This window comes from Rhodococcus sp. NPDC056516, from assembly GCF_042794655.1.
Lineage (GTDB): Bacteria > Actinomycetota > Actinomycetes > Mycobacteriales > Mycobacteriaceae > Rhodococcus_F.
On the sequence record NZ_JBHTTG010000007.1, the window covers coordinates 300,738 to 323,392 of the forward strand.

Annotated in this window: 19 protein-coding genes; 9 read left to right on the forward strand and 10 right to left on the reverse strand. The window is 63.4% G+C overall.

Annotation, left to right across the window (positions count from 1 at the left end):
• The first annotated feature begins 64 nt into the window (after positions 1–64).
• The 8 genes from ACFQ6Y_RS22635 to ACFQ6Y_RS22670 all read left to right on the forward strand — a co-directional run bounded on the left by ACFQ6Y_RS22635 (position 65) and on the right by ACFQ6Y_RS22670 (position 8,743).
• Entirely contained in the window at positions 65–1,507 is a 1,443-nt protein-coding gene (locus ACFQ6Y_RS22635; protein ID WP_378637379.1) for an MFS transporter, read from the forward strand.
• Positions 1,504–2,370, forward strand: coding sequence for a ribokinase (locus tag ACFQ6Y_RS22640; RefSeq protein ID WP_378637383.1), 867 nt, complete (start codon positions 1,504–1,506; stop codon positions 2,368–2,370). Before ACFQ6Y_RS22635 ends, ACFQ6Y_RS22640 begins: the two co-directional genes overlap by 4 nt.
• A gap of 69 nt (positions 2,371–2,439) precedes the next feature.
• Positions 2,440–3,261: a MerR family transcriptional regulator gene (locus ACFQ6Y_RS22645; RefSeq protein ID WP_378637386.1), complete on the forward strand. Its 822-nt coding sequence runs from the start codon at positions 2,440–2,442 to the stop codon at positions 3,259–3,261.
• 39 nt (positions 3,262–3,300) lie between these two features.
• Positions 3,301–5,400, forward strand: coding sequence for a RecQ family ATP-dependent DNA helicase (locus tag ACFQ6Y_RS22650; protein WP_378637389.1), 2,100 nt, complete (start codon positions 3,301–3,303; stop codon positions 5,398–5,400).
• Positions 5,401–5,560: 160 nt separating this feature from the next.
• Positions 5,561–6,076, forward strand: coding sequence for a diaminobutyrate acetyltransferase (gene ectA / locus ACFQ6Y_RS22655; protein WP_003944572.1), 516 nt, complete (start codon positions 5,561–5,563; stop codon positions 6,074–6,076).
• Between the two features lie 48 nt (positions 6,077–6,124).
• Positions 6,125–7,387: a diaminobutyrate--2-oxoglutarate transaminase gene (gene ectB, locus ACFQ6Y_RS22660; protein ID WP_378538076.1), complete on the forward strand. Its 1,263-nt coding sequence runs from the start codon at positions 6,125–6,127 to the stop codon at positions 7,385–7,387.
• 15 nt (positions 7,388–7,402) lie between these two features.
• Complete coding sequence (locus ACFQ6Y_RS22665) at positions 7,403–7,801, forward strand: ectoine synthase (RefSeq protein WP_378637392.1); 399 nt, start codon at positions 7,403–7,405, stop codon at positions 7,799–7,801.
• A gap of 9 nt (positions 7,802–7,810) precedes the next feature.
• Positions 7,811–8,743, forward strand: a complete 933-nt coding sequence (locus ACFQ6Y_RS22670) for a D-isomer specific 2-hydroxyacid dehydrogenase family protein (protein ID WP_007731007.1) — start codon at positions 7,811–7,813, stop codon at positions 8,741–8,743.
• A 44-nt stretch (positions 8,744–8,787) separates the two neighbouring features.
• Here ACFQ6Y_RS22670 and ACFQ6Y_RS22675 read toward each other — a convergent pair whose 3' ends face one another.
• Positions 8,788–9,309: a VOC family protein gene (locus ACFQ6Y_RS22675; protein WP_378637395.1), complete on the reverse strand. Its 522-nt coding sequence runs from the start codon at positions 9,307–9,309 to the stop codon at positions 8,788–8,790.
• A gap of 50 nt (positions 9,310–9,359) precedes the next feature.
• Between ACFQ6Y_RS22675 and ACFQ6Y_RS22680 the strand changes: the two genes are divergently transcribed.
• Positions 9,360–10,217: an NAD-dependent protein deacetylase gene (locus ACFQ6Y_RS22680; RefSeq protein ID WP_378546729.1), complete on the forward strand. Its 858-nt coding sequence runs from the start codon at positions 9,360–9,362 to the stop codon at positions 10,215–10,217.
• On the opposite strand, the gene proB is transcribed toward ACFQ6Y_RS22680, so the two are convergent.
• From proB to ACFQ6Y_RS22725, 9 genes are all read right to left on the reverse strand, one after another.
• Positions 10,190–11,293, reverse strand: a complete 1,104-nt coding sequence (gene proB, locus ACFQ6Y_RS22685; protein WP_378637398.1) for a glutamate 5-kinase — start codon at positions 11,291–11,293, stop codon at positions 10,190–10,192. The genes ACFQ6Y_RS22680 and proB overlap by 28 nt on opposite strands.
• 45 nt (positions 11,294–11,338) lie before the next feature.
• Entirely contained in the window at positions 11,339–12,790 is a 1,452-nt protein-coding gene (obgE, locus tag ACFQ6Y_RS22690; RefSeq protein WP_019749068.1) for a GTPase ObgE, read from the reverse strand.
• Positions 12,791–13,020: 230 nt separating this feature from the next.
• Positions 13,021–13,290, reverse strand: coding sequence for a 50S ribosomal protein L27 (gene rpmA, locus ACFQ6Y_RS22695; protein WP_003944532.1), 270 nt, complete (start codon positions 13,288–13,290; stop codon positions 13,021–13,023).
• Positions 13,291–13,332: 42 nt separating this feature from the next.
• The gene (gene rplU, locus ACFQ6Y_RS22700; RefSeq protein ID WP_003944533.1) at positions 13,333–13,644 is read right to left on the reverse strand and encodes a 50S ribosomal protein L21; all 312 of its coding nucleotides are present in this window, start codon (positions 13,642–13,644) and stop codon (positions 13,333–13,335) included.
• Positions 13,645–13,962: 318 nt separating this feature from the next.
• Positions 13,963–17,235: a translation initiation factor IF-2 N-terminal domain-containing protein gene (locus ACFQ6Y_RS22705; RefSeq protein WP_378637402.1), complete on the reverse strand. Its 3,273-nt coding sequence runs from the start codon at positions 17,233–17,235 to the stop codon at positions 13,963–13,965.
• Positions 17,236–17,663: 428 nt separating this feature from the next.
• The gene (gene ndk, locus ACFQ6Y_RS22710; protein ID WP_019749070.1) at positions 17,664–18,083 is read right to left on the reverse strand and encodes a nucleoside-diphosphate kinase; all 420 of its coding nucleotides are present in this window, start codon (positions 18,081–18,083) and stop codon (positions 17,664–17,666) included.
• 18 nt (positions 18,084–18,101) lie between these two features.
• Entirely contained in the window at positions 18,102–18,527 is a 426-nt protein-coding gene (locus tag ACFQ6Y_RS22715; protein WP_378538057.1) for a DUF4233 domain-containing protein, read from the reverse strand.
• Positions 18,524–19,963: a bifunctional folylpolyglutamate synthase/dihydrofolate synthase gene (locus ACFQ6Y_RS22720; RefSeq protein WP_378538054.1), complete on the reverse strand. Its 1,440-nt coding sequence runs from the start codon at positions 19,961–19,963 to the stop codon at positions 18,524–18,526. Before ACFQ6Y_RS22720 ends, ACFQ6Y_RS22715 begins: the two co-directional genes overlap by 4 nt.
• Entirely contained in the window at positions 19,960–22,641 is a 2,682-nt protein-coding gene (locus tag ACFQ6Y_RS22725) for a valine--tRNA ligase (protein ID WP_378637406.1), read from the reverse strand. The genes ACFQ6Y_RS22720 and ACFQ6Y_RS22725 overlap by 4 nt, the downstream gene beginning before the upstream one ends.
• Between the last annotated feature and the right edge of the window lie 14 nt (positions 22,642–22,655).

The following is a 22,655-nucleotide window of genomic DNA, read 5'->3' on the forward strand; positions in this document are numbered from 1 at the left end:
AAAAGATGCGTGCATCAGGTACGTGCCCCGCTCGGTTCGATGATTGCGCTGGGGAGCGCATGTCATGACTACACCAGAGAACTCGATCAGCGCTCTCGAAGTGGCCGAATCACCCGATGTCTGCGTCACCGACAATGCGTCCGTCAAGCGCGCTGTCAAGGCAACGATGCTCGGAAATGCCATGGAGTGGTTCGATTTCGGCGTTTACGCATATCTAGCTACCACTATCGGAAAAGTGTTCTTCCCGGACGCGAGCGGCAGCGCTCAACTCCTCTCCACCTTTGCAATTTTTGCGGCAGCCTTCATCGTCCGCCCACTCGGCGGATTGTTCTTCGGTCCACTCGGTGACCGCATCGGACGCAAGAAAGTCCTGGCCACCACCATCATTCTGATGGCGGGCAGCACCTTCGCCATCGGCCTCATCCCGAGCTACGAATCCATCGGTATCGCCGCCCCGATCCTGCTGGTACTCCTACGCCTACTGCAGGGCTTTTCCACCGGCGGCGAATACGGCGGGGCCAGTACGTTTGTCGCCGAATACGCACCGGACAAGCGGCGCGGCTTCTTCGCCAGCTTCCTCGAATTCGGCACCCTGGCAGGATATGTGGCGGCAGCGGGCATCGTCACGATCATCCAGACCGTCGTCAGCGCCGAGGACCTCCTCCAGTGGGGCTGGCGCATCCCCTTCCTCATTGCCGGACCGCTGGGTCTCATCGGTCTGTACCTCCGCCTGCGCTTGGAAGAAACCCCCGCGTTCCAGATGATGGAGCAGGCCGAAGAGCGCTCCCTCGCAGACGAATCCACCGGCAAGAAACTGCGCGAAACTCTAGTCGACAACTGGCGACCGCTCGTCCTGTGCATCGTTCTCGTGGCGACGTACAACATCGCTCACTACGGCCTGCTCAGCTACATGCCGACGTACCTGACCAACACGTTGGGTTACGACGAATCCCACGGACTCGTCCTGATGATCATCGTCATGATCGTGATGATGATGGGAATCAGCTACGTCGGAAAGTTCTCGGACCGAGTCGGGCGTAAACCATTGTTGCTCAGCGGTTTCATCGGATTCTTCCTCCTTTCCCTGCCCGCATACCTGTTGATCGGCGTCGGCAATTACGTGACGGTCTTCTTGGGACTCGCAATTCTCGGCGGATTGCTCCTGCTGTTCGTCGGAGTCTTCCCGTCCGTGCTGCCCGCACTGTTCCCGACCGGAATCAGGTACGGCGGCTTGGCAATCGGATACAACGTCGCGGTCTCCATCTTCGGCGGAACCACTCCCCTGGTGCTCACCGCCCTCGAAAGTGCAACGGGCAGCAACCTGGTCGCGCCGATGTACATGATGATCGCCGCAGTGATCGGCGGTATCGCGGTACTGCTCATCCCCGAGACGGCACGCAAGCCACTCGACGGTTCCCCGCCTTCCGTCGCCACCGACGAGGAGGCACGTCGGATCATCCGCAAGGTTCGTCGAAAGAGAATGAAGGCCGATAACCTCGAGGTATGAGCACGCCTCGAATCGTCGTCGTCGGCAGTATCAACATGGACCTGGCCACCTCAGTGTCCAGATTTCCTGCTCCGGGAGAAACACTGCTCGGCACTGCCTTTGCCACAACCGCGGGAGGCAAAGGCAGTAATCAGGCCATCGCCGCCGCGAAGGCAGGAGGCGATGTGTCGTTCGTCGGAGCGGTCGGCGACGACGGTTTCGGTACCCAGTTGCGAGACACGCTTGAAGACGCCGGCGTCGACACCGCATTGCTTCGTAGTGTCGACGGCCCGAGTGGCGTTGCCGCCATCACCGTGAGCGAGTACGCGGAGAACAACATCATCGTCGTCCCGGGCGCCAATTCCTCGGTCACCTCGTTGTCCGAAGGAGACCTCGACGCGATCGCACACGCCGACGTTCTCCTGTGCCAACTCGAAATACCCCTCGACACGGTCACCGCAGCGGCCCGGCACGCGCATGCCAACGGAACAACCGTCATCCTCAATCCTTCGCCGGTACAAGCCCTTCCGGGCGCCCTGATCGAGTCTGTCGATATCCTGATCGTCAACCAGACCGAGTCGGAGCAGTTGGCCGCGGCCACCGGCCGCGTCCGATACCTCGTCACGACGCTCGGGGCGGGCGGCGCGGATCTCAGGTCGGGCGAGAAGACAATCCACGCCGACTCCCCGGCCGTGACACCCGTGGATACAACCGGCGCAGGCGATGCCTTCACCGGCGCCTTCGCGGTGGAGTGGGTGCAGGACCAGGAACGCGCCCTGCAGTTCGCTGCCACGGCGGGAAGCCTGGCGACGACGGTGCGCGGTGCCTCGGTGTCATCACCCACTCGCGCTGCGATCGAGAAAGTGCTGAAGCGTCAGGCTTGACTCTGACACCGTGTGAGGTCGTAAACCTGTAGGTGTCGGGTTTGTGAGAGAGAAACGGGGCGAGCAACCATGTTGAGCATCGGAGACTTCGCGAGAGCAGGTCGTGTGTCGGTGCGCATGCTCCACCACTACGACGCCATCGGTCTGCTCAGACCCGCGAGGGTTGACGCATCCACCGGGTATCGCTCGTACACCGCGGGCCAGTTGGCGCTGCTCAACCGCATCGTCGCTCTCAAGGAGTTGGGCCTGACCCTGGCCCAGGTCCAGCAAGTGGTGGAGTCGGCGGTCACCGTCGACGAGATCCGCGGGATGCTCACGCTTCGCCGTGCAGAACTCGAAACCCGAATCCAGGAAGACACCGCGCGACTGGCGCACGTACAGGCGCGCCTACGCATCATCGAAAGTGAGGGACAGATGTCCGCATACGAGGTTGTGATCAAGTCCGTTCCGGCGCTGCGGGTCGCGGAGTTGACCGGTACCGCCAAGACGATGGATCCGTCGTCGATCGGACCGGTGGTTCGCGGGTTGTACGAGCGCCTTTGTACCGGTTTGGATCGTGCCGGTATCGCCGCGATCGGACCCGCCGTCGCCTACTACGAGGATTCCGGTGACGACGAGAACGTCGTCGTGCACGCGGCGCTACCGGTCGACGCGGATCCCGAGGGCGACTACGAGTTCGCTGTGGTGGACCTGCGGGCCGAAGAGCACGTGGCCTCGCTGCTCCACAAGGGTTCGATGGACAACTGCCTGCCCGCTTATCAGGCGTTGGCTCAATGGATCGACGCAGCGGGATACCGCAATGCCGGCCCCAGCCGTGAGGTGACGCTGGCGTGCCCGGAAGATGTCGACGGCTGGGTCACCGAACTGCAGGAACCTGTTGCCAAGGCCTGAAGCCCGCACATGTCGGCAGGGTCGTGCACCATGGGGTCCATGACCACCGCCACTGCCCCAGCCATGCGCGACGAAGCCGAGCGGCTGCTCCGCGAACTCGCGGGGCCGGATGCCCGCCTACGGGAGGACCAGTGGACGGCCATCGAGGCGCTGGTGGTGCAGCGCAAGCGCGCGCTTGTCGTGCAGCGGACCGGTTGGGGCAAGTCGGCGGTCTACTTCATCTCGGCGAAGCTGCTCCGGGCAACAGGCCACGGCCCCACGGTCATCGTCTCTCCGTTGTTGGCCCTGATGCGAAACCAGGTCAGTTCTGCCGAGCGTGCCGGGGTGCGAGCCGCAACCATCAACTCGGGCAATGTCACCGAGTGGGACGACATCCACGCCCGCGTCGCAGCCAACGATCTCGACGTACTGCTGGTCAGCCCCGAGCGCCTCAACAACCCCGACTTCCGCGATCAGGTTCTTCCGTCCCTGGCAGCTGACGCCGGCTTGGTAGTGGTCGACGAGGCTCACTGTGTTTCCGACTGGGGACACGACTTCCGTCCCGACTATCGGCGCATCAGGACGTTGATCGCCGAACTCGGCGAAGGCATTCCCGTCCTCGCGACCACGGCTACGGCCAACAACCGCGTCGTCGAGGACGTGTCCGCCCAACTCGGCGTCGGCGGCGAGGAGACGCTCGTACTTCGTGGCGGGCTGGAACGCGAGTCACTTCACCTTTCCGTGGTTCACATTCCCGAGGCGACGGCGCGTGCTGCCTGGCTCGCCGACATGCTCGAGACGCTGCCGGGATCGGGCATCATCTACACGCTGACGGTCTCGGCCGCACGCGACCTCGCAAGCCTGCTCTCCGAACGCGGGCATACCGTCGCCGCCTACACGGGCCAGACCGATCCCACCGAACGTGAATCCCTCGAGCAGGACTTGTTGGGCAATCGCGTCAAGGCCCTGGTGGCCACCTCGGCCCTCGGGATGGGCTTCGACAAGCCCGATCTCGGGTTCGTCGTCCACCTCGGCGCACCGTCGTCGCCGATCTCGTACTACCAGCAGGTGGGCCGCGCCGGTCGTTCCACCGACAGGGCCGACGTGATCCTGCTGCCGGGCGCCGAGGACAAGCAGATCTGGAGCTACTTCGCCTCGGTCGCCTTCCCCCGCGAGCATCTCGTCCGCAGCGTCATCGAGCACCTCGACACCGAAAAGGCCACGTCGACACCGGCACTCGAACCTCTGGTGGAGCTCAATCGAACGCGTCTCGAGATGGTCCTCAAAGTCCTCGACGTCGACGGCGCCGTCAAACGCGTCAAGGGCGGCTGGATCAGCACCGGCGAACCTTGGGTGTACGACGCCGAGCGCTACGGCCGACTCGACGACGCTCGCCAGGCCGAGCAGGCCGCAATGGTCGAGTACCAGAGCATCACGACGTGTCGAATGACCTTCCTGCGTGAACAACTCGACGATCCGGGCCTGACCTCAAAGAACTCACAGTGCGGTCGCTGTGACAACTGCACGGGCGATCGCTACGACACCACTGTCGACACCGCCGCCCTCGACGAGACTCGGGCGCGCTTGCAGCGCCCCGGATTCGACCTGGAGCCGCGCAAGATGTGGCCGACCGGCCTGAGCAAGCTGGGCGTCAAGCTGTCCGGGAAGATCACCGAGGGCCCGGAAACCGGGCGCATTCTCGGACGGATGTCGGACCTGGGCTGGGGCCAACGTCTCCGCGCACTTTTCGACGGTCCCGACGCAGAGGTACCCGATGCTGTGGTCAGCGCGTGTATCAGCGTTTTGGCGGCCTGGAATTGGGCCGAGCGCCCCACCGGTGTCATGGCCCTCGAATCCACGACGCATCCGTTGCTGGTGTCGAGCCTGGCTGCCAAGCTGGCCGAGGTCGGGCGATTGACCGACCTGGGCACCCTTCGCTTGCGCCCCGACCACCCTCCGGTGTCGGCAGCGAACTCCGCCTATCGCGTGTCCGGACTGGTCGATGTTTGGGAAGTCCCGGACATGAGTATCCACCAGGGACCAATACTCCTTGTCGACGCAATCGCCGATACCGGTTGGACTTTCACGATGGCCGCACGCGCACTTCGACAGGCTGGTGCTCACTCCGTACTTCCGTTGGCGCTCGCGAGCCCGAAATAGCGAGTTTTTGCCCGAAATAGTCGCTCCGACAACGGCAAAAGTTACATAATGTGAGCACCATCACATTCATGTCCTCACCTGGGGCGCAACGGGTTCCACACGGCCCGAAACGGACATCTGCATGACTTCGACAGCAATGATTGTTACGTTCAGATGACCGATGAAGCCTGTTGATACGAGAGCTATCCCGACCACCGCGCCGGACGCGGTGTTGTTCAGAAGCCCACAGATCGATGACGGAGTCCGGCTCTGGGAGATCGCACGTGATTCGAAGGTGCTCGACCTCAATTCGAGTTATGCATACCTGTTGTGGTGCAGGGATTTCAGCGCGACGTCCATCGTCGCAGAGGTAGACGGCCGCGTAGTCGGATTCGTTTCCGGTTATACCCGTCCCAGCGCGCAGGAAACCCTGTTCGTGTGGCAAGTGGCGGTCGACGAAGACCAGCGCGGCAAGGCAATTGCTGCCCGCATGCTGTCCGACTTGATGGATCGCACTGCCCCACTGGGTGTTACACATCTGGAGACGACGATCAGCCCCGACAACGAGGCTTCGATCGCACTCTTCACCGCGCTCGCACGCCGACGCGAAGTACCGATAACCAGGCAGACTTTGTTCTCGCCCAACGATTTTCCCGATGGACACGAAGCCGAAGATCTTTACACGATCGGCGCCTAGCGCACTTCGCGCTCGGCATACAGCATGCCCCGGAGGAACAAAGAAGATATGAATATCAACGAAGCAAGCATTTTCGAAACCCTCGAGTCCGAGGTTCGCAGCTACTGCCGTGACTGGCCCGCAGTGTTCACCAGCGCATCCGGATCCTGGATTCGTGACGAGAACGGACGCGACTACCTCGATTTCTTCGCCGGCGCCGGCGCACTCAACTACGGTCACAACAACCCGGTGCTCAAATCCGCACTGGTCGACTACATCATGAACGACGGCATCACGCACGGCCTCGACATGTCCACTGTCGCCAAACGCGAATTCCTCGAGACCTTTCAGCGCAACATCCTCGAGCCACGCGGCCTGGACTACAAGGTCCAGTTCCCCGGCCCGACCGGCTCGAACACCGTCGAGGCTGCATTGAAGCTGGCTCGCAAGGTCACCGGACGTTCGGCAGTCATCAACTTCACCAACGCATTTCACGGAATGACCCTTGGTGCACTCTCCGTGACCGGTAACTCGATGAAGCGCGCGGGCGCCGGTGTCCCCCTCGTGCACACGACACCGATGCCCTTCGACAACTACTTCGACGGCGTCACCGAGGACTTCCAGTGGTTCTCCCGCGTTCTCGATGATTCCGGCAGTGGTATCAACCGCCCCGCGGCAGTGATCGTCGAAACCGTGCAGGGTGAAGGTGGCGTCAATGTCGCTCGCCCCGAATGGCTTCGGGCGCTGGCAACACTGTGCTCGGATCGCGGAATCCTGTTGATCGTCGACGACGTGCAGATGGGTTGTGGCCGTACCGGCCCGTTCTTCTCCTTCGAAGAGGCCGGAATCGTTCCCGACATCGTCACACTGTCCAAGTCGATCAGCGGCTACGGAATGCCCATGGCGCTCACGCTGTTCAAGCGTGAACTCGACGTCTGGGGACCGGGCGAGCACAACGGCACCTTCCGTGGCAACAACCCGGCGTTCGTCACCTCCAAGGTGGCACTCGACCACTACTGGTCCGACGACGCACTGACCAAGACAACGCTGAAGAAGGGCGCACGCATCAGCGAATGCTTCGCCAATCTCTCCGATCAGTTCCCCGGCGAGGTCTCTCACCGCGGACGCGGCCTGGTCCAGGGCCTGGTCTTCGACCAGCCGGAGCGCGCCGGAAAGGTCTGCCAGCTGGCATTCGACGAGGGATTGCTCGCCGAGACCTCCGGGCCCTCCGACCAGGTTGTGAAACTGCTTCCCGCACTGACGATTACCGACGACGAGCTCGAGCACGGCCTCTCCATCCTGGCCGAGGCGACACTCAAGGTCTGCAGCTAGAGGAAGGACTCTCCCATGATCGTTCGCACCACCACCGACATCACCGACACCGACCGCGACATCACGAGCGAGGACGGCAACTGGCGCAGCAAGCGCATCGTCCTCGGCGGCGACCGCGTCGGGTTCTCGTTCCACGAGACCACCATCAAGGCGGGTTCGGTCAACGAGTTCCATTACGCCAACCACGTCGAGGCTGTCTGGCTCGTCGAGGGCACCGGCAAGCTGATCGACCTCGACAACGACAAGGAATACGATCTCGCACCGGGGTCGATGTACCTGCTCAACGGCCATGAGCGTCATCGCGTCGAGCCCGACACGCAGATGCGCATGCTGTGCGTGTTCAATCCGCCGGTCACCGGGCGTGAGGTGCACGACGAGAACGGTGTCTACCCACTGGTGGAGGTCCCCGCGTAGCGTCTAGTCATGGCGACTGACACCTCTCCACGCGTAGCGATCGGCCCCGTCCCCGATGCACTGCTCGACAGCGCGGTGCTTCGGGGCGGTGGTCTGATCAGTCCGATCGACACTGCGGACGCCCTGATCTGGGCGGGCTCACCCGAGACCTTTCCGTCGGAGTTACCGGCGTCGGTCAGGTGGGTGCAGCTTCCGTCGGCGGGAATCGAGGATTGGTTCGACTCCGGTGTGATTCCGAAGGACACAGAAATCACGTGGACCTCGGCGGCCGGTGCGTTTTCGGCGTCGGTGGCCGAGCATGCACTCATGCTTCTCTTGGCCGGAGTTCGCCACTTGCCTGCACACATCGAGGCTCGAACGTGGCGTCAGTTCGAGTTCTTTCCCAAGATCGGCACCCTTCGTGGCTCGACGGTTGCGATCATCGGCGCAGGCGGTATCGGCCGCGCGCTGATTCCGATGCTGGCCGCGCAGGGGGCGGACAGCATCGCAGTCAATCGTTCCGGTAGCCCGGTCCCCGGGGCGATCTCGACGTACCCCGCATCCAGGATGGATGAAATCTATTCTCGCGCAGATCACTTCGTGATTGCTGCGCCCGCCACCCCGGCCACCCGTCACCTCGTGGGCCGTGCGCAGTTGGCGGCGATGCAACCCCATTCCTGGGTGATCAATGTCGCGCGCGGATCACTGGTCGACACCGACGCACTGGTCGAGGCCATCGAGTCGGAACAGATCGGCGGCGCCGGTCTCGACGTCACCGATCCCGAACCCCTCCCGGACGGTCACCCACTGTGGGATCTGACGAATGCGATCATCACACCCCACGATTCCAATCCGCCAGGCGTTCGCCCCGCCGCGTTCGCGGATCACGTCTCCAAGAACGTGACCCGCTTCGCGAAGGGTGAGGCGCTGGCTGCCCTCGTGGACCCCGTAGCCGGATACTGAGCACGCCGCCGAAGCTCGAATGCTCGGTCCACGGTTGCCACAAATTACTGTGGCGACTGCGTCTCCGGAAAGAAAAGCGCCCGCGCCCGGCGAGCGACCTCTTCGGCAGGTACATCCTCGACCTTCGTGCATACTGCCCACCTGTGGCCGAACGGATCGAGAAACACTCCATGCCGGTCGCCCGAAAATGTATCGGCCACAGCCGTGACCAGCGTGCCTCCCTCGGCGACTGCCCGAGCGACAAACTCGTCCGTGTCCTCGGTGTAGACGACGATCGACGAATGCACCCAGCCGCCCTGTGGTGATTTGAGTCCGAAGTCCGGCATCTCCTGCGAGAGCTGCAGCATCGAATCGCCGATCCGGATCTCCGCATGCATGAGGGAGCCGTCAGGAGCGTTCATCGCATCGACAATCTCAGCTCCGAGTGCTCGCTTGTAGTAGTCGAGTGCGGCATGGCCGTCCGGCACCGCAAGGTAGGGAGTGATCGTGCGGTAACCGGCGGGGATTGGGTTCACTGTGTTCATGGGTACGAGTATTGGCGATCGCACACGTGTTCTATTGAACATTTCGGACTTCCTCCGCGCCTTCGTCTCGCATACGCGCCTATCCTGGAACGGTGCCTACCGACAACAGCCGCCTCGACGCCCTTCCCGAGCTCCTGGCCGGCCGTCGCCTGGCAGTTCTCACGGGCGCCGGCATCTCCACCGACTCCGGAATCCCGGATTACCGCGGACCCGATTCACCCCCGCGCAACCCGATGACGTTCCAGCAGTTCATCGGCGATCCGGCGTTTCGGCGACACTACTGGGCGCGCAACCACATCGGGTGGCGATACATGGACAGCTCCCGCCCCAACCAGGGCCACCGGGCCGTCGCAGCACTCGAGCGAACTGGGCGAGCAGTCGGCGTGATCACCCAGAACGTCGACCTCCTGCACACCAAGGCCGGCGCGCGAAACGTCATCGACCTCCACGGCACCTACGCGCAGGTTCGATGCCTGAGCTGCCAGCGGCTGATCTCCCGCACCACTCTCGCGGAGAGACTGGAAGAAGCCAATCCCGGATTCGCCGAAACGGTCGCTGCTGCAACAGGAGTCGAGATCGCACCCGACGCAGATGCCGTGATCGAATCCACCGCACACTTTCGCGTCGTGGATTGCGCCGTGTGCGGTGGGCTGCTCAAACCAGACATCGTCTACTTCGGCGAATCCGTCCCCAAGGAACGCGTGGCCCGGGCGTACAGCCTTGTCGACCAATCCGACGCACTGTTGGTAGCCGGGTCGTCGTTGACCGTGATGTCCGGCCTACGTTTCGTCCGGCATGCTGCCAAGACCGGGAAGCCGATCGCCATCGTCAATCGTGGCACGACTCGCGGCGACGAATTCGCCGACCTCAAGCTCGAAGCCGGTTGCGCTGAAGCACTTTCCGCTCTGGTCGAGCACGACAGTTACAGCGCCACCAAGTCGTCCGCGTGAACCACGGGACGCTGCATGTCGGCCGGTAGATCGGTGGTGGAGCGCCCCAGGATCTCCTCGATCTCCGTAGCGTCGAATGCGACGACACCCCGGGCGACGGGCTTCTCCCCCGGCCCCATCAGGGACACGACGTCGCCGGCGTGGAAGTCACCGGATACACCGACAATGCCCGCGGACAGCAGGCTTCGACGCTTGGACACGACCGCGCGAACGGCGCCTTCGTCGAGGTGGAGGTCACCCGATGTGTCAGCGGCGTGACGAACCCAGAATCGGCGGGCCGACAATCGCGTCGGCCGGGGCGCAAATGCCGTTCCGACATCGGCACCACTGAGTGCCTGCGCAGCGTCCGATGCCGCCGCGAGCAGAACCGGCACGCCGGAATCAGCGGCCAGGCGTGCTGCTGAGAGCTTCGACGCCATGCCTCCGGTACCGAGGGCGCCACCCGAACCGGCAACCACACCGTCGAGATCCTCGGGACTGTTTACCTCGGGAATCAGTGTGGCATCGCCCTTTCGGGGATCACCGTCGTACAGTCCGTCCACATCCGACAACAGGATCAACGCGTCGGCGCCGACGAGATGAGCAACCAGTGCAGCCAGCCGATCGTTGTCACCGAATCGAAGTTCGGTGGTGGCGACAGTGTCGTTCTCGTTCACGATCGCCACCGCGTGCAATGCCCGTAGACGATCGAGTGTCCGTTGGGCGTTGCGGTGCTGCGTCCGTCGAGCGATGTCGTCCGCCGTGAGTAGAACCTGCCCGACGGTACGCCCGTAACGGGCGAACGACGTACCCCAGGCGTGAGCCAGAGCCAACTGACCGACGCTGGCCGCAGCCTGCTTGGTCGCGAGATCCCGAGGCCGCTTGGTCAGTCCCAGCGGCGCCAGTCCGGCGCCGACGGCACCGGACGAGACGACGACGACATCGGAACCCGCACGCATGCGAGCCTCGATGGCATCGGCCAACAGATCGAGTCGGTGAGTATCGAGTCCCGCCACCAAACTGGTGAGCGCAGACGACCCGATCTTCACGACGATACTGTGAGCCGACGCTATCGACTCCCTGGTGGACCCGAGCACAGTCCCGTTCCCTCTCTTCGGTTTTCGTCCTGAAATCGCGTGGGGTCAGGCGTCTTCGTCGAGCAAGCCGCGGCGGACACGACGCGCGTGCTTGCGCTCGTCGGCGCCGATGCGCTCCACCTGATCGAGACGCGGATCGGTTCCACGGCCCGTGCGGGTCAGATCGATACCGGCCGGCGTCATCGGCTCCCACTCGAAGCTCACGTCACCGATGGTGACGGAAGCTCCTGGCTGAGCGCCCTTCTTGACCAATGCGTCCTCGACACCCAATCGAGCAAGACGGTCGGCGAGGTAGCCCACCGCTTCGTCGTTGTCGAAGGCGGTCTGACGAATCCACCGCTCCGGGCGGGTGCCGCGGACGACGAACCCACCGGGAATATCGGGATCCTTCTCGATGGTGAAGCTGGAATCCTTGACCTTGACCGGGCGAATGACCTGGCGCTTCGGCTCGGGCTTCGGATGAGCTTCGCGGTAGTCACGGACCATCTTCGCCAGCGCGAATGTCAACGGTCGCAGGCCTTCTCGGCTCACGGCCGAGATGGTGAAGACCGGCCATCCGCGGGCTTCGATCTCAGGTGTGACCATTTCGGCCAATTCGGCGGCCTCGGGAACGTCGGTCTTGTTGAGGATGACGACGCGCGGGCGCTTGTCGAGGTCACCGAGTCCCGAGTCGCCGGAGAGCGCAGGCGTGTATGCAGCCAGCTCTGCTTCCAAGGCGTCGATGTCGGAGATCGGGTCACGTCCCGGATCGAGGGTGGCGCAGTCGATCACGTGCGCCAATACGGCGCAGCGTTCGATGTGGCGCAGGAAGTCCAGGCCCAAACCGCGGCCTTCGCTGGCACCGGGGATCAGCCCGGGCACGTCGGCGACGGTGAAGGTGGTGTCACCGCTCGAGACGACGCCGAGATTGGGGACCAGAGTGGTGAAGGGGTAGTCGGCGATCTTCGGCTTGGCCGCAGAGAGAACGGACACCAGTGAAGATTTACCTGCAGAGGGGAATCCGAGCAGACCGACGTCGGCTACCGACTTGAGTTCGAGAACCAGGTCACGTTCGACACCGTCCTCACCGAGGAGTGCGAAGCCGGGAGCCTTGCGGGCCTTCGACGCCAGCGCTGCGTTACCGAGTCCGCCGCGGCCGCCTTGAGCGGCGTCGTAGCGCGAACCGACTCCCACGAGGTCGGCAAGCACGTTGCCGTCGGTATCGAGAACCACGGTTCCATCCGGAACCTTGAGGATGAGGTCTTCACCGTTTGCACCCTCGCGGTTGCTGCCGGCGCCCTGCTTGCCGTTGGTCGCCTTCGCGTTGGGATGGAAGTGAAAGTCGAGGAGGGTGTGGATGTTCTCGTCGACCACGAGGATGACGTCGCCACCGCGACCTCCGTTGGCACCGTCCGGACCGCCGAGCGGTTTGAACTTCTCGCGGTGTACGGAGGCGCAACCATTGCCGCCTTTTCCAGCGCTGACGTGCAGCACAACACGGTCAATGAATCGGGACATGACTGCCGGATCCTTCCTCAGTCAATTGCGGGTCTCACGCGATGAGCTGAACTTCTGGTGAGCAGGGTTGCTCGAGGCAAACAGGTACTGCTTAAACAAACGATAGGGGCGGACCGGGTTATTTCAACCCTGGTCCGCCCCTATCGGGAGCTTGGAACGCGTCACTCTCTTACCGAAAGCAGAACCGGCTTACCGAAGTAGAACCGATGACGCACAACTAGCGAGAAAGACTAGACCTCAGCCGCAACGACGGCCGGAACGATGTTCACGGTCTTGCGTCCACGCTTCTGGCCGAACTCGACTGCACCGGCAGCGAGAGCGAACAGGGTGTCGTCGCCGCCACGGCCGACGTTGACGCCGGGGTGGAAGTGCGTGCCGCGCTGGCGAACCAGGATTTCGCCTGCGCTGACCGACTGGCCGCCGAAGCGCTTCACGCCGAGGCGCTGGGCGTTTGAATCGCGACCGTTACGGGAGCTGGATGCACCCTTCTTATGTGCCATGCTATTGACCCTCCTCGGGTGAAATTAGCTAGAAAGAACTGGTTACTTGATGCCCGTGACCTTGAGCACCGTGATCGGCTGCCTGTGGCCCTGACGCTTGTGGTAACCGGTCTTGTTCTTGAACTTGTGGATGCGGATCTTCGGGCCCTTGGTGTGCTCGACGATCTCACTGGTGACTGCGACCTTGGCCAGCTTGGCCGCGTCGGTGGTCAGGTCGGATCCGTCGACCACGAGAACGGGAGCAAGCGAGACAGCAGTGCCGGGCTCACCCTCGATCTTCTCGACCTTGACGAGGTCACCAACAGCGACCTTGTACTGCTTTCCGCCGGTCTTGACGATCGCGTACGTTGCCATCGGAGGGCTACCCCTTGCTTCTTCGAACTTGCTCGCGCTGCTGCCTGAGGCTTCAAATGCATCGCGACTGGTCTGGTTTATGTCACCTCGGCTCGGCACTGACGTACCGGGACATTCACGCGCACTCTAGGCACACGGAATCTCTACCGCCGGGTGGCGACCCTCCAAGGTTACGGGAAAGCAACCGTCAGGGTCAAACCGCCCCGCCGAGGGGTGGTGCTCACTACTCTGTACTGCTTCTACCAGCTGAAACTTCGGATAACGGTTGGATGTCCTCGCTCATCGCCAAGACATCCAACCGACCGAAAGACGGTAGTTCTACTCTCCGTCGACCGGCGGACCCGCGGGACGTGCTGCTGCACGCCTGCGACGGGGCCGCTTGACGACGACAACTTCTTCCTCAGCCGGAACTTCGGTAGCCGGAGCCGGAACGTTTTCCACGACCGCTTCCGCCACGGGTTCCGGAGTCGGAATCACGAAGACCGTGCCCACCTCGGGAGATGCTTCGGCAACCGGTGCCGACGCTGCCCGCGACGCCCGGCGACTACGCCGACGACCTCGCGGAGCTGCTTCCTGCTCGTTGCCCACTGCGGGAGTTGCTTCCCGCTCGTTACCCGCTGCGGGAGTTGCTTCTTCCGAAGCAGAGTCCACAGCAGGAACGTCAGGGCGCTCAGTAACAGCAGGAGTATCACTCGGCCGATCCTGTTGCCGATCGGCACTTTTGGATGCATCATCCCCCGAAGACGTACCGGCGGAATCAGACTCGATCGAGTCGGCCGCGACGGTCTCGTCGTCGTTGTGATGCGAGGCCATCGCCAATGCCACCGGATGAGCCCGCTTGACCGTCGCGTCGACGGCCGGAACCTCCGGCGCCGGAGCTTCCTGTCCGTTGGACTCGGTCGAAGCCGACTTGTCTCCGCGGCCACGCTTGTTCTTGCGCGAGGTACCGGAATCACTGCGCTGCGAGCCCGAACGCGATCCGCCGTCGTCCGAGGACTTCACCTCGACGGGCTCTGAGTGCACGATGATGCCGCGGCCGTGGCAGTGCTCACAGGTAGTCGAGAAGGCCTCGACCAATCCGGTGCCCAACTTCTTGCGCGTCATCTGCACGAGTCCGAGTGACGTGACCTCCGACACCTGATGGCGCGTGCGATCGCGACCCAAGCATTCGGTGAGTCGACGCAGGACCAGGTCCCGGTTCGATTCGAGGACCATGTCGATGAAGTCGACGACGATCATTCCGCCGATGTCCCGCAGGCGCATCTGGCGAACGATCTCCTCGGCAGCTTCGAGGTTGTTACGGGTGACGGTCTCTTCGAGGTTTCCGCCGGCTCCGGTGAACTTGCCGGTGTTGACGTCGACGACGGTCATGGCCTCGGTGCGGTCGATCACCAGGGTGCCGCCGGACGGCAGCCACACCTTGCGATCGAGTGCCTTTGCCAACTGCTCGTCGATACGGCGAGCCGCGAAGACGTCGATTCCGTTGTTCGGCGTGTACTTCTCGAGCCGAGGAAGCAGGTCGGGAGCGACGGAGTTGATGTAGTTCTCGACCGTCGTGTGCGCCTTCTCGCCCTCGATGACCAGCTTGGAGAAGTCCTCGTTGAATAGATCACGAATGACCTTGACCAGCATGTCCGGCTCTTCGTACAGCGCCTGCGGGTTGCCCGACTTGCCGGCGTCCGCAGCGGCGGCCTGCTCCTCGATGCCGGCCCACTGCGCCTGCAGACGAGTCACGTCGCGCGCCAACTCTTCTTCGCTGACACCCTCGGACGCCGTGCGAATGATCACGCCGGCGTCGGCGGGAACGATGTCGCGCAGGATTTCCTTGAGACGCTTGCGCTCGGTGTCCGGGAGCTTGCGGCTGATACCCGTGGACGTGCCGCCGGGCACGTAGACGAGGAAACGACCGGCAAGCGAAATCTGTGTGGTCAGTCGCGCACCCTTGTGCCCAACCGGATCCTTGCTGACCTGAACGAGCACCTGATCGCCAGGCTTGAGAGCTTGCTCGATCTTGCGCGAGTTACCACCGAGACCGGCTGCCTCCCAGTTGACCTCACCGGCGTAGAGCACGCCGTTGCGGCCACGCCCGATGTCGATGAACGCAGCTTCCATGCTGGGGAGCACGTTCTGGACGCGTCCGAGGTAGACGTTGCCGACCATCGACGCGGAAGCCGAGTTGGTGACGAAGTGCTCGACCAGGACGCCGTCTTCGAGGACTGCTACCTGTGTAGTCGCGTGCGGCTGACCGCTGTCTGCTCGATCGCGCACAACCATGACGCGGTCGACGGCTTCACGACGGGCAAGGAACTCCGACTCGGTCAGAATCGGCGGGCGACGACGGCCGGCGTCACGACCGTCGCGGCGACGCTGACGCTTCGCTTCCAGACGCGTCGAGCCACTGATGCCCTGGACCTCATCCTTGACGCGGGTCTTGTTGCGCGGTTCGCGCTCGTGAACGACGGTGTTCGGCGGATCGTCCTCGGACGTCGCAGTCGCGTCGGTGGCGGCATCGGTGCCAGTCTTACGACGGCGACGGCGACGGCGGCGACGGCTCGATCCGTCAGCATCGAGGTCGGAATCGTCGGCGTTCTCGGATTCCGCATCCGCGTCGGACTCGGTCTTGTTTCCGGATTCTCCGCCGGAAGCATCTTCGGTTTGCTTCTCGACCGACTCGGGGGCAGTTTCCTGCTCCGCTTCGGTGGTCGTCTCCGACTCTTCGTCCGAGCCTTGATCGCTACCCTGCTCGCCGCCCTGTTCGCCACCCTGTTCTCCGCGGCCACGACCACGTCCACGGCGTCCACGACGACGGCGACGCGGCTGATCGTCGTCCTCGTCCTCGGACTCGGCGCTCTCACCCTCGGTTTGCGGGGCGGTCACAGCCGGCTCTTCGACGGCCGGAACTACAACCGGCGAGACCTCGGGTGCGACTGTTTCGGTTTCCGCGGCTGTCTGCTTCTCTTCGACTACCACCGGTGCGGCGGGTTCACGGCGGGCGCGACGGCGACGCGGGGCCACCTCGGCTGCCTCGAGATCCGGCTGCAGGAACAGCGGAACCTGCGGCGCGGCGGGAGCCACCTCGGGCTGATGGGTCTGCGGCGCCTCGAAGGAAGTGAACAGATCGGACTGCTCGGCTTCCTTGCTCTGCAGCGCAGCAGCGGCGTCGAGTCCAGCGCTGATCTCGGCGACAGCCGGATCCACCGCTTCTTCGGCTGCCGGTTCTTCGACAACTACTGCCTTTTTGCGGGTTCGACGAGCCCTCACCGGCTTCTCGGCTGGAATCTCCGCAGCAGGCTGCTCGGCCGGAGTTTCCGCAGCAGGCGCTTCGACAACCGGGTCGATGAGGGTGTCGAGCTCAGCGACGACCGGCTCGATGGCCTCGGCCGCGGAGGTCAACGAAGCGTGAATCCGCTGAGCGACGTCACGTTGGAGACTCGACTGCGCACTGCGCAATTCGGTACCGAGCGCTGCAGCTTCGGCAAGGACCTGCTTGCTGGTGACACCGAGCAGCTTCGCCAGCGCGTGTACGCGCATCTTGTCGGGGAATTCCGGGGTGGTGCTGGAATCTGATTCGGTTGGGGATTGATCGGCCACGTAAGTCTCCTCAGCCCCCGGGCGCGTCCAACCCAGAAGTCGAGTTGTCACGCGGCCACGCGGGAGCGTGCTGTGTGTACTCGCACCCAGAAGTGAGTACGAGATTGTAAGGTCTCGCTCCGCATGGTCCGCAGTGCCCGTTATTCACTGCGAGCACATGAAGTGCCTGGCTGGATGGCCGTTGTCCTGTGCGCGAGCGCCTGATCATCCAGCGTGCAGAGGTCCAGGGATTTCCTGTTGACCTGGAGCAGCGATGAAAGGGCATCGAACCTAGGTGTCATCCGGTTGAACGTGCGTAAAACAAATTGCGGTTCAACTGAAAGCAGTATCCCACACCAACGCGCCTGCAACTGCAAAGGGCGCACCGATGTGGGATACGTGCCGAGAATTCGCTGTGGAGATGTGGGCCGAAGGCCCGGATAGAAGATTCAGATGGACGACAGCGCGGGGAACCACAGAGCGATTTCACGCTCTGCCGACTCCACGGAATCGCTGCCGTGAACGAGGTTCTGCTGCGCTTCGAGTCCGAAGTCGCCGCGGATCGTGCCCGGAAGAGCCTTGTCGACCGGGTCGGTTCCGCCGGCCAACTGACGGAAAGCAGCGATGGCGCGGGGGCCTTCGAGCACTGCGGCCACCAGCGGACCGGAGGTGATGAACTCCAACAAGCTCGGGTAGAACGGGCGCTCGGCGTGCTCTGCGTAGTGGCTACCAGCCACCTCTTCGGAAGCTACGCGGAGCTCGAGTGCTGCAATTGTCAGGCCTTTGCGCTCGATACGGCTGAGGATTTCTCCTACGTATCCACGGGCAACGGCGTCGGGCTTGATCAGTACGAGGGTGCGCTCAGTCACAGCGGACAGCCTAAATGGTCAGTCCCGCTGGCCGGGAAGCAGGCCCTTGTCCATCCGGCGCTTGATGTCTCTCTGCAGGTAGACGAGGTATCCCCAGACGATCCCGAAGGTGATGGCCACACCCACGATCGACGGGTGGACGAAGAAACCGAACAGAAGAATCACCTGCAGTGCGACGTTGAACCCCATCGCCCACGGCTTTCCCTGGACTCCGGCTCCCAGAATCATCAGTACCGCCAAGCCAATGATGAATCCGGCCGAGAGCGCGGTGAGGCCACCGCCGACGACCGCAACGACCGGCAATGCCAGCAGCACGACTATCGCCTCGAGGATCAGAGTTCCGGCCATCACTCCGCGGAAACTCTTCCACGGGTCCTTGGTCGGAGGCCCGAACTCACCGGCAGTTTCGCCGGACTCGGGATTGGATTCTGACGGGGTGCTCACGCGGGGTCCTTTCCGAACAGCGTGCGGGCGGCGCCTGCGGTCACGACGGATCCCGTCACCACGACCCCTGCCCCCGATACGGCTTCACCGGGTTCGGCGACCTGCTCGGCGATTTCGATCGCGACTTCCAAGGCGTCGGCAAGCACCGGTGCGACGACGACGCGCTCGTCGCCGAACTTTGCGACGGCAATGTTGGCCAGTTCCTCGACGTCCATCGCCCGGGGTGATCCGTTGTGGGTGACAACGATCTCGTCGAAGACCGATTCGAATGCGGTCAAGATTGCGTCGACGTCCTTGTCCGCCATGACGCTGACCACTCCCACGAGCTTGCGGAAGTCGAACTCCGCGGCCAGTGCGGCCGCGAGGGCGCGGGCACCGTCCGGATTGTGGGCGGCGTCGAGAAATACGGTCGGCGCACTCCGAACACGTTCGAGGCGACCAGGATTGACGATCGAGGCGAAACCGTTGCGGATTGCATCCTGATCGAGTTGTCGATCCGGACCGGCACCGAAGAACGCTTCGACAGCCGCGAGCGCGAGAGCCGCATTGCGTGCCTGATGCTCGCCGTGCAGCGGGAGGAAGATGTCGGTGTACACGCCGCTCAAACCCTGGAGTTCGAGCTGCTGTCCGCCCACCGCGATCTGGCGAGCAAGCACCTTGAACTCCGAGCCCTCGCGAGCGACCGCAGCTTCGACCTCGACTGCTCGCCGCAGCAGTACCTCCATGACTTCGGGAGTCTGCTCGGCGATGATCGCGACGGTGTCCACCGGAACCAGGTCCTCGCGGCCCTTCTTGATGATTCCGGCCTTCTCCTCCGCGATCCCGGCCAGGTCGGTACCCAGATACTCGGCGTGATCGAGACTGATCGGGGTGATCACCGCGACCTGTCCGTCGATCACGTTGGTGGCGTCCCAGCGTCCGCCGAGGCCGACCTCGACCACGGCGACGTCGACCGGTGCCTCAGCGAATGCCGCATAGGCCATCGCGGTGAGCACTTCGAACTTGCTCATCGCCGGTCCCCCGGCTTCCTTGGACTGTGCGTCGATCATCTGCACGTACGGTTCGATCTCGCGGAACGTGTCCACGTAGAGCCGCGGTGAGATCGGATGACCGTCGATGCTGATCCGCTCGGTCGCGATCTGCAGATGAGGGCTGGTGGTTCGGCCGGTACGACGATGCAGAGCGCTCATCAAAGAGTCGATCATGCGCGTCACCGACGTCTTGCCGTTGGTCCCTGTCACGTGCACCGATGGATAGTTGTGCTGCGGCGAGCCCAGCACGTCCATCAGCGCCTCGATACGGGTCAGTGACGGCTCGATCTTGGTCTCGGGCCAACGCTTGTCGAGTTCGGCCTCGACCAGCGCCAGCTCGGCGATGTCGACCGGAGTCGGAACCGAACTCTGAGCGTCGAACTGGGACGGCTCGTACGAACTCACTTGTCGGCCAACTCCTTCAGACGTCCTGTGATGCGCTCGATCTCTTCGACGGCGATCTGGCGACGGTTCTTGATCTTGTCGACGACGGCGTCGGGTGCCTTCGCCAAGAAGGCCTCGTTCGCAAGCTTGTTGTCGGCGGTGACGAGTTCCTTCTGCGCTGCCGCGAGGTCCTTTTCGAGCCGCTTCTTCTCGGCACCGAGGTCGATGGTGCCCGAGGTGTCGATGTCGACCGTGACGGTGCCCTGGCTCAGACGCACCTCGACGGAGATCGATGCGGTGAATCCCTCTTCGGGTTCGGTCAGCTTGGCCAGCGCTGCCACGTAGGCGAACTGGCCGTCCATGCCGGCCTCCGAAAGCCCGGACGCACGCGCCGGGACCTTCTGGGAAGGCTTGAGCCCCTGATCGTTTCGGAAACGTCGCACCTCGGTGATCAGTTTCTGGGTGTCTTCGATCCGGGTGGCGGCCGCAGCGTCGACTGCGACGCCGGACAGCGTCGGCCAGTCGGCGACGACGACGGATTCGCCTCCGGTGAGCACCTTCCAGAGGGTTTCGGTCACGAACGGGATGACCGGGTGCAGGAGGCGGAGCAGTGCATCGAGAACGTTGCCGAGCACTGCGCGGGTGTTCGCGGCGACGGCCTCGTCGTCGGCGAACTGCACCTTGGCGAGTTCGAGGTACCAGTCACAGACCTCGTCCCACGCGAAGTGGAACAGGCCTTCGCATGCCTTGCTGAACTCGTAGCGATCGAAAGCGACATCCGCCTCGGCCTGGACCGTGTCGAGACGGTCGAGGATCCAGCGGTCGGCGTCGGTCAGTTCGCTTCGAGCGGGCAGCGGCGCCGGAGCGGCGCCGTTCATCAGCGCGAACTTGGTCGCGTTGAACAACTTGGTCGCGAAGTTGCGTGAGGACTGCGCCGAATCCTCACCGACGGACAGGTCACTGCCCGGGTTGGCCCCGCGTGCGAGTGTGAATCGCAGGGCGTCGGCGCCGAAACGATCCACCCAGTCGAGTGGGTCGATACCGTTGCCGCGAGACTTCGACATCTTCTTGCCGAACTGATCACGAACCAGTCCGTGCAGGAACACGTCCTTGAACGGCATCTGCGCGCCGGACTTACCCGGACCGGCGGTGATCGACTCGTCCTCGGACACATACGTGCCGAACATCATCATGCGGGCGACCCAGAAGAACAGGATGTCGTAGCCGGTGACGAGAACGCTGGTGGGATAGAACTTTTCGAGTTCGGGTGTCTTGTCGGGCCAACCCATCGTCGAGAAGGGCCACAGTCCGGAGGAGAACCAGGTGTCGAGGACGTCGGGATCCTGGACCCAGCCTTCCGGTGCCGTTTCGTCGGGACCGAAGCACGCAACTTCGCCCTCGGGGCCGTACCAGACCGGGATGCGGTGTCCCCACCAGAGCTGACGGGAAATGCACCAGTCGTGCATGTTGTCGACCCAGTCGAACCAGCGTGGTTCCTGGCTTGCCGGGTGAATGACGGTGTCGCCGTTGCGAACCGCGTCGCCGGCGGCTTTGGCCAGGGTTTCGACCTTGACCCACCACTGCAGCGACAAGCGCGGCTCGATAGCTTCACCACTGCGCTCGGAGTGTCCGACGCTGTGCAGGTACGGGCGCTTCTCGGCCACGACGCGTCCCTGCTCGGCGAGGGCTTCGCGAACCTTGACGCGAGCCTCGAAGCGGTCCATACCGTCGAATTCGGTTCCCGTGTCGGCAATCTTGCCGGTCTTGTCCATGATGGTGGGCATCGGCAGGTTGTGCCGCAGGCCCATCTCGAAGTCGTTGGGATCGTGAGCCGGCGTGATCTTCACTGCGCCGGTTCCGAACTCGGGATCGACGTAGTCGTCCGCGATGATCGGGATCTGACGCCCGGTGAACGGATGATCGAGAGTTGTGCCGATGAGATGCTTGTAGCGCTCGTCTTCGGGATGGACAGCCACTGCGGTATCACCGAGCATCGTCTCGACACGGGTGGTCGCGACGATGACGTGCGGCTCGTTGTCGTCGAGCGAGCCGTAGCGAAGGGAGACCAGTTCACCCTCGACGTCCTCGAACTTCACCTCGATGTCGGAGATCGCGGTCTGCAACACCGGCGACCAGTTCACGAGACGCTCGGCGCGGTAGATCAGACCTTCGTCGAACATGCGCTTGAAGACGGTCTGGACGGCGCGCGAGAGGCCCTCGTCCATCGTGAAACGATCGCGGCTCCAGTCGACGCCGTCACCGATGCGCCGCATCTGGCCACCGATGGTTCCGCCGGATTCGCGCTTCCAGTCCCAGACCTTGTCGATGAACAGCTCGCGGCCGAAATCTTCCTTGGTCTTGCCGTCGGCAGCGAGTTGCTTCTCGACGACGGACTGCGTGGCGATTCCGGCGTGGTCCATGCCCGGCAGCCACAGAACCTCGTAGCCCTGCATCCGCTTGCGGCGGCTGAGCACGTCCATGAGTGTGTGATCGAGGGCATGACCCATGTGCAGGCTGCCGGTGACGTTCGGGGGCGGCAGCACGATGGAGTAGCCGGGCTTGTCGCTGGTCGCGTCGGCCTGGAAGTACCCGGCGTCTACCCAGCCTCGATACAGATCGGCCTCTACCGCGCTGGGGTCCCAGCTCTTGGGTAGGGCGTCGGCGGGGGTCTGGGGGTTCTCTGGAGCTGCACTGGTCACCACTTGATCCTAAT

Bases quoted from the DNA above. Each gene is read 5' to 3' on its own strand.
- ACFQ6Y_RS22635 (WP_378637379.1), top strand. From the start codon at position 65: ATGACTACACCAGAGAACTCGATCAGCGCTCTCGAAGTGGCCGAATCA.
- ACFQ6Y_RS22640 (WP_378637383.1), top strand. From the start codon at position 1,504: ATGAGCACGCCTCGAATCGTCGTCGTCGGCAGTATCAACATGGACCTG.
- ACFQ6Y_RS22645 (WP_378637386.1), top strand. From the start codon at position 2,440: ATGTTGAGCATCGGAGACTTCGCGAGAGCAGGTCGTGTGTCGGTGCGC.
- ACFQ6Y_RS22650 (WP_378637389.1), top strand. From the start codon at position 3,301: ATGACCACCGCCACTGCCCCAGCCATGCGCGACGAAGCCGAGCGGCTG.
- ectA (WP_003944572.1), top strand. From the start codon at position 5,561: ATGAAGCCTGTTGATACGAGAGCTATCCCGACCACCGCGCCGGACGCG.
- ectB (WP_378538076.1), top strand. From the start codon at position 6,125: ATGAATATCAACGAAGCAAGCATTTTCGAAACCCTCGAGTCCGAGGTT.
- ACFQ6Y_RS22665 (WP_378637392.1), top strand. From the start codon at position 7,403: ATGATCGTTCGCACCACCACCGACATCACCGACACCGACCGCGACATC.
- ACFQ6Y_RS22670 (WP_007731007.1), top strand. From the start codon at position 7,811: ATGGCGACTGACACCTCTCCACGCGTAGCGATCGGCCCCGTCCCCGAT.
- ACFQ6Y_RS22675 (WP_378637395.1), bottom strand. From the start codon at position 9,309: ATGTTCAATAGAACACGTGTGCGATCGCCAATACTCGTACCCATGAAC.
- obgE (WP_019749068.1), bottom strand. From the start codon at position 12,790: ATGTCCCGATTCATTGACCGTGTTGTGCTGCACGTCAGCGCTGGAAAA.
- rpmA (WP_003944532.1), bottom strand. From the start codon at position 13,290: ATGGCACATAAGAAGGGTGCATCCAGCTCCCGTAACGGTCGCGATTCA.
- rplU (WP_003944533.1), bottom strand. From the start codon at position 13,644: ATGGCAACGTACGCGATCGTCAAGACCGGCGGAAAGCAGTACAAGGTC.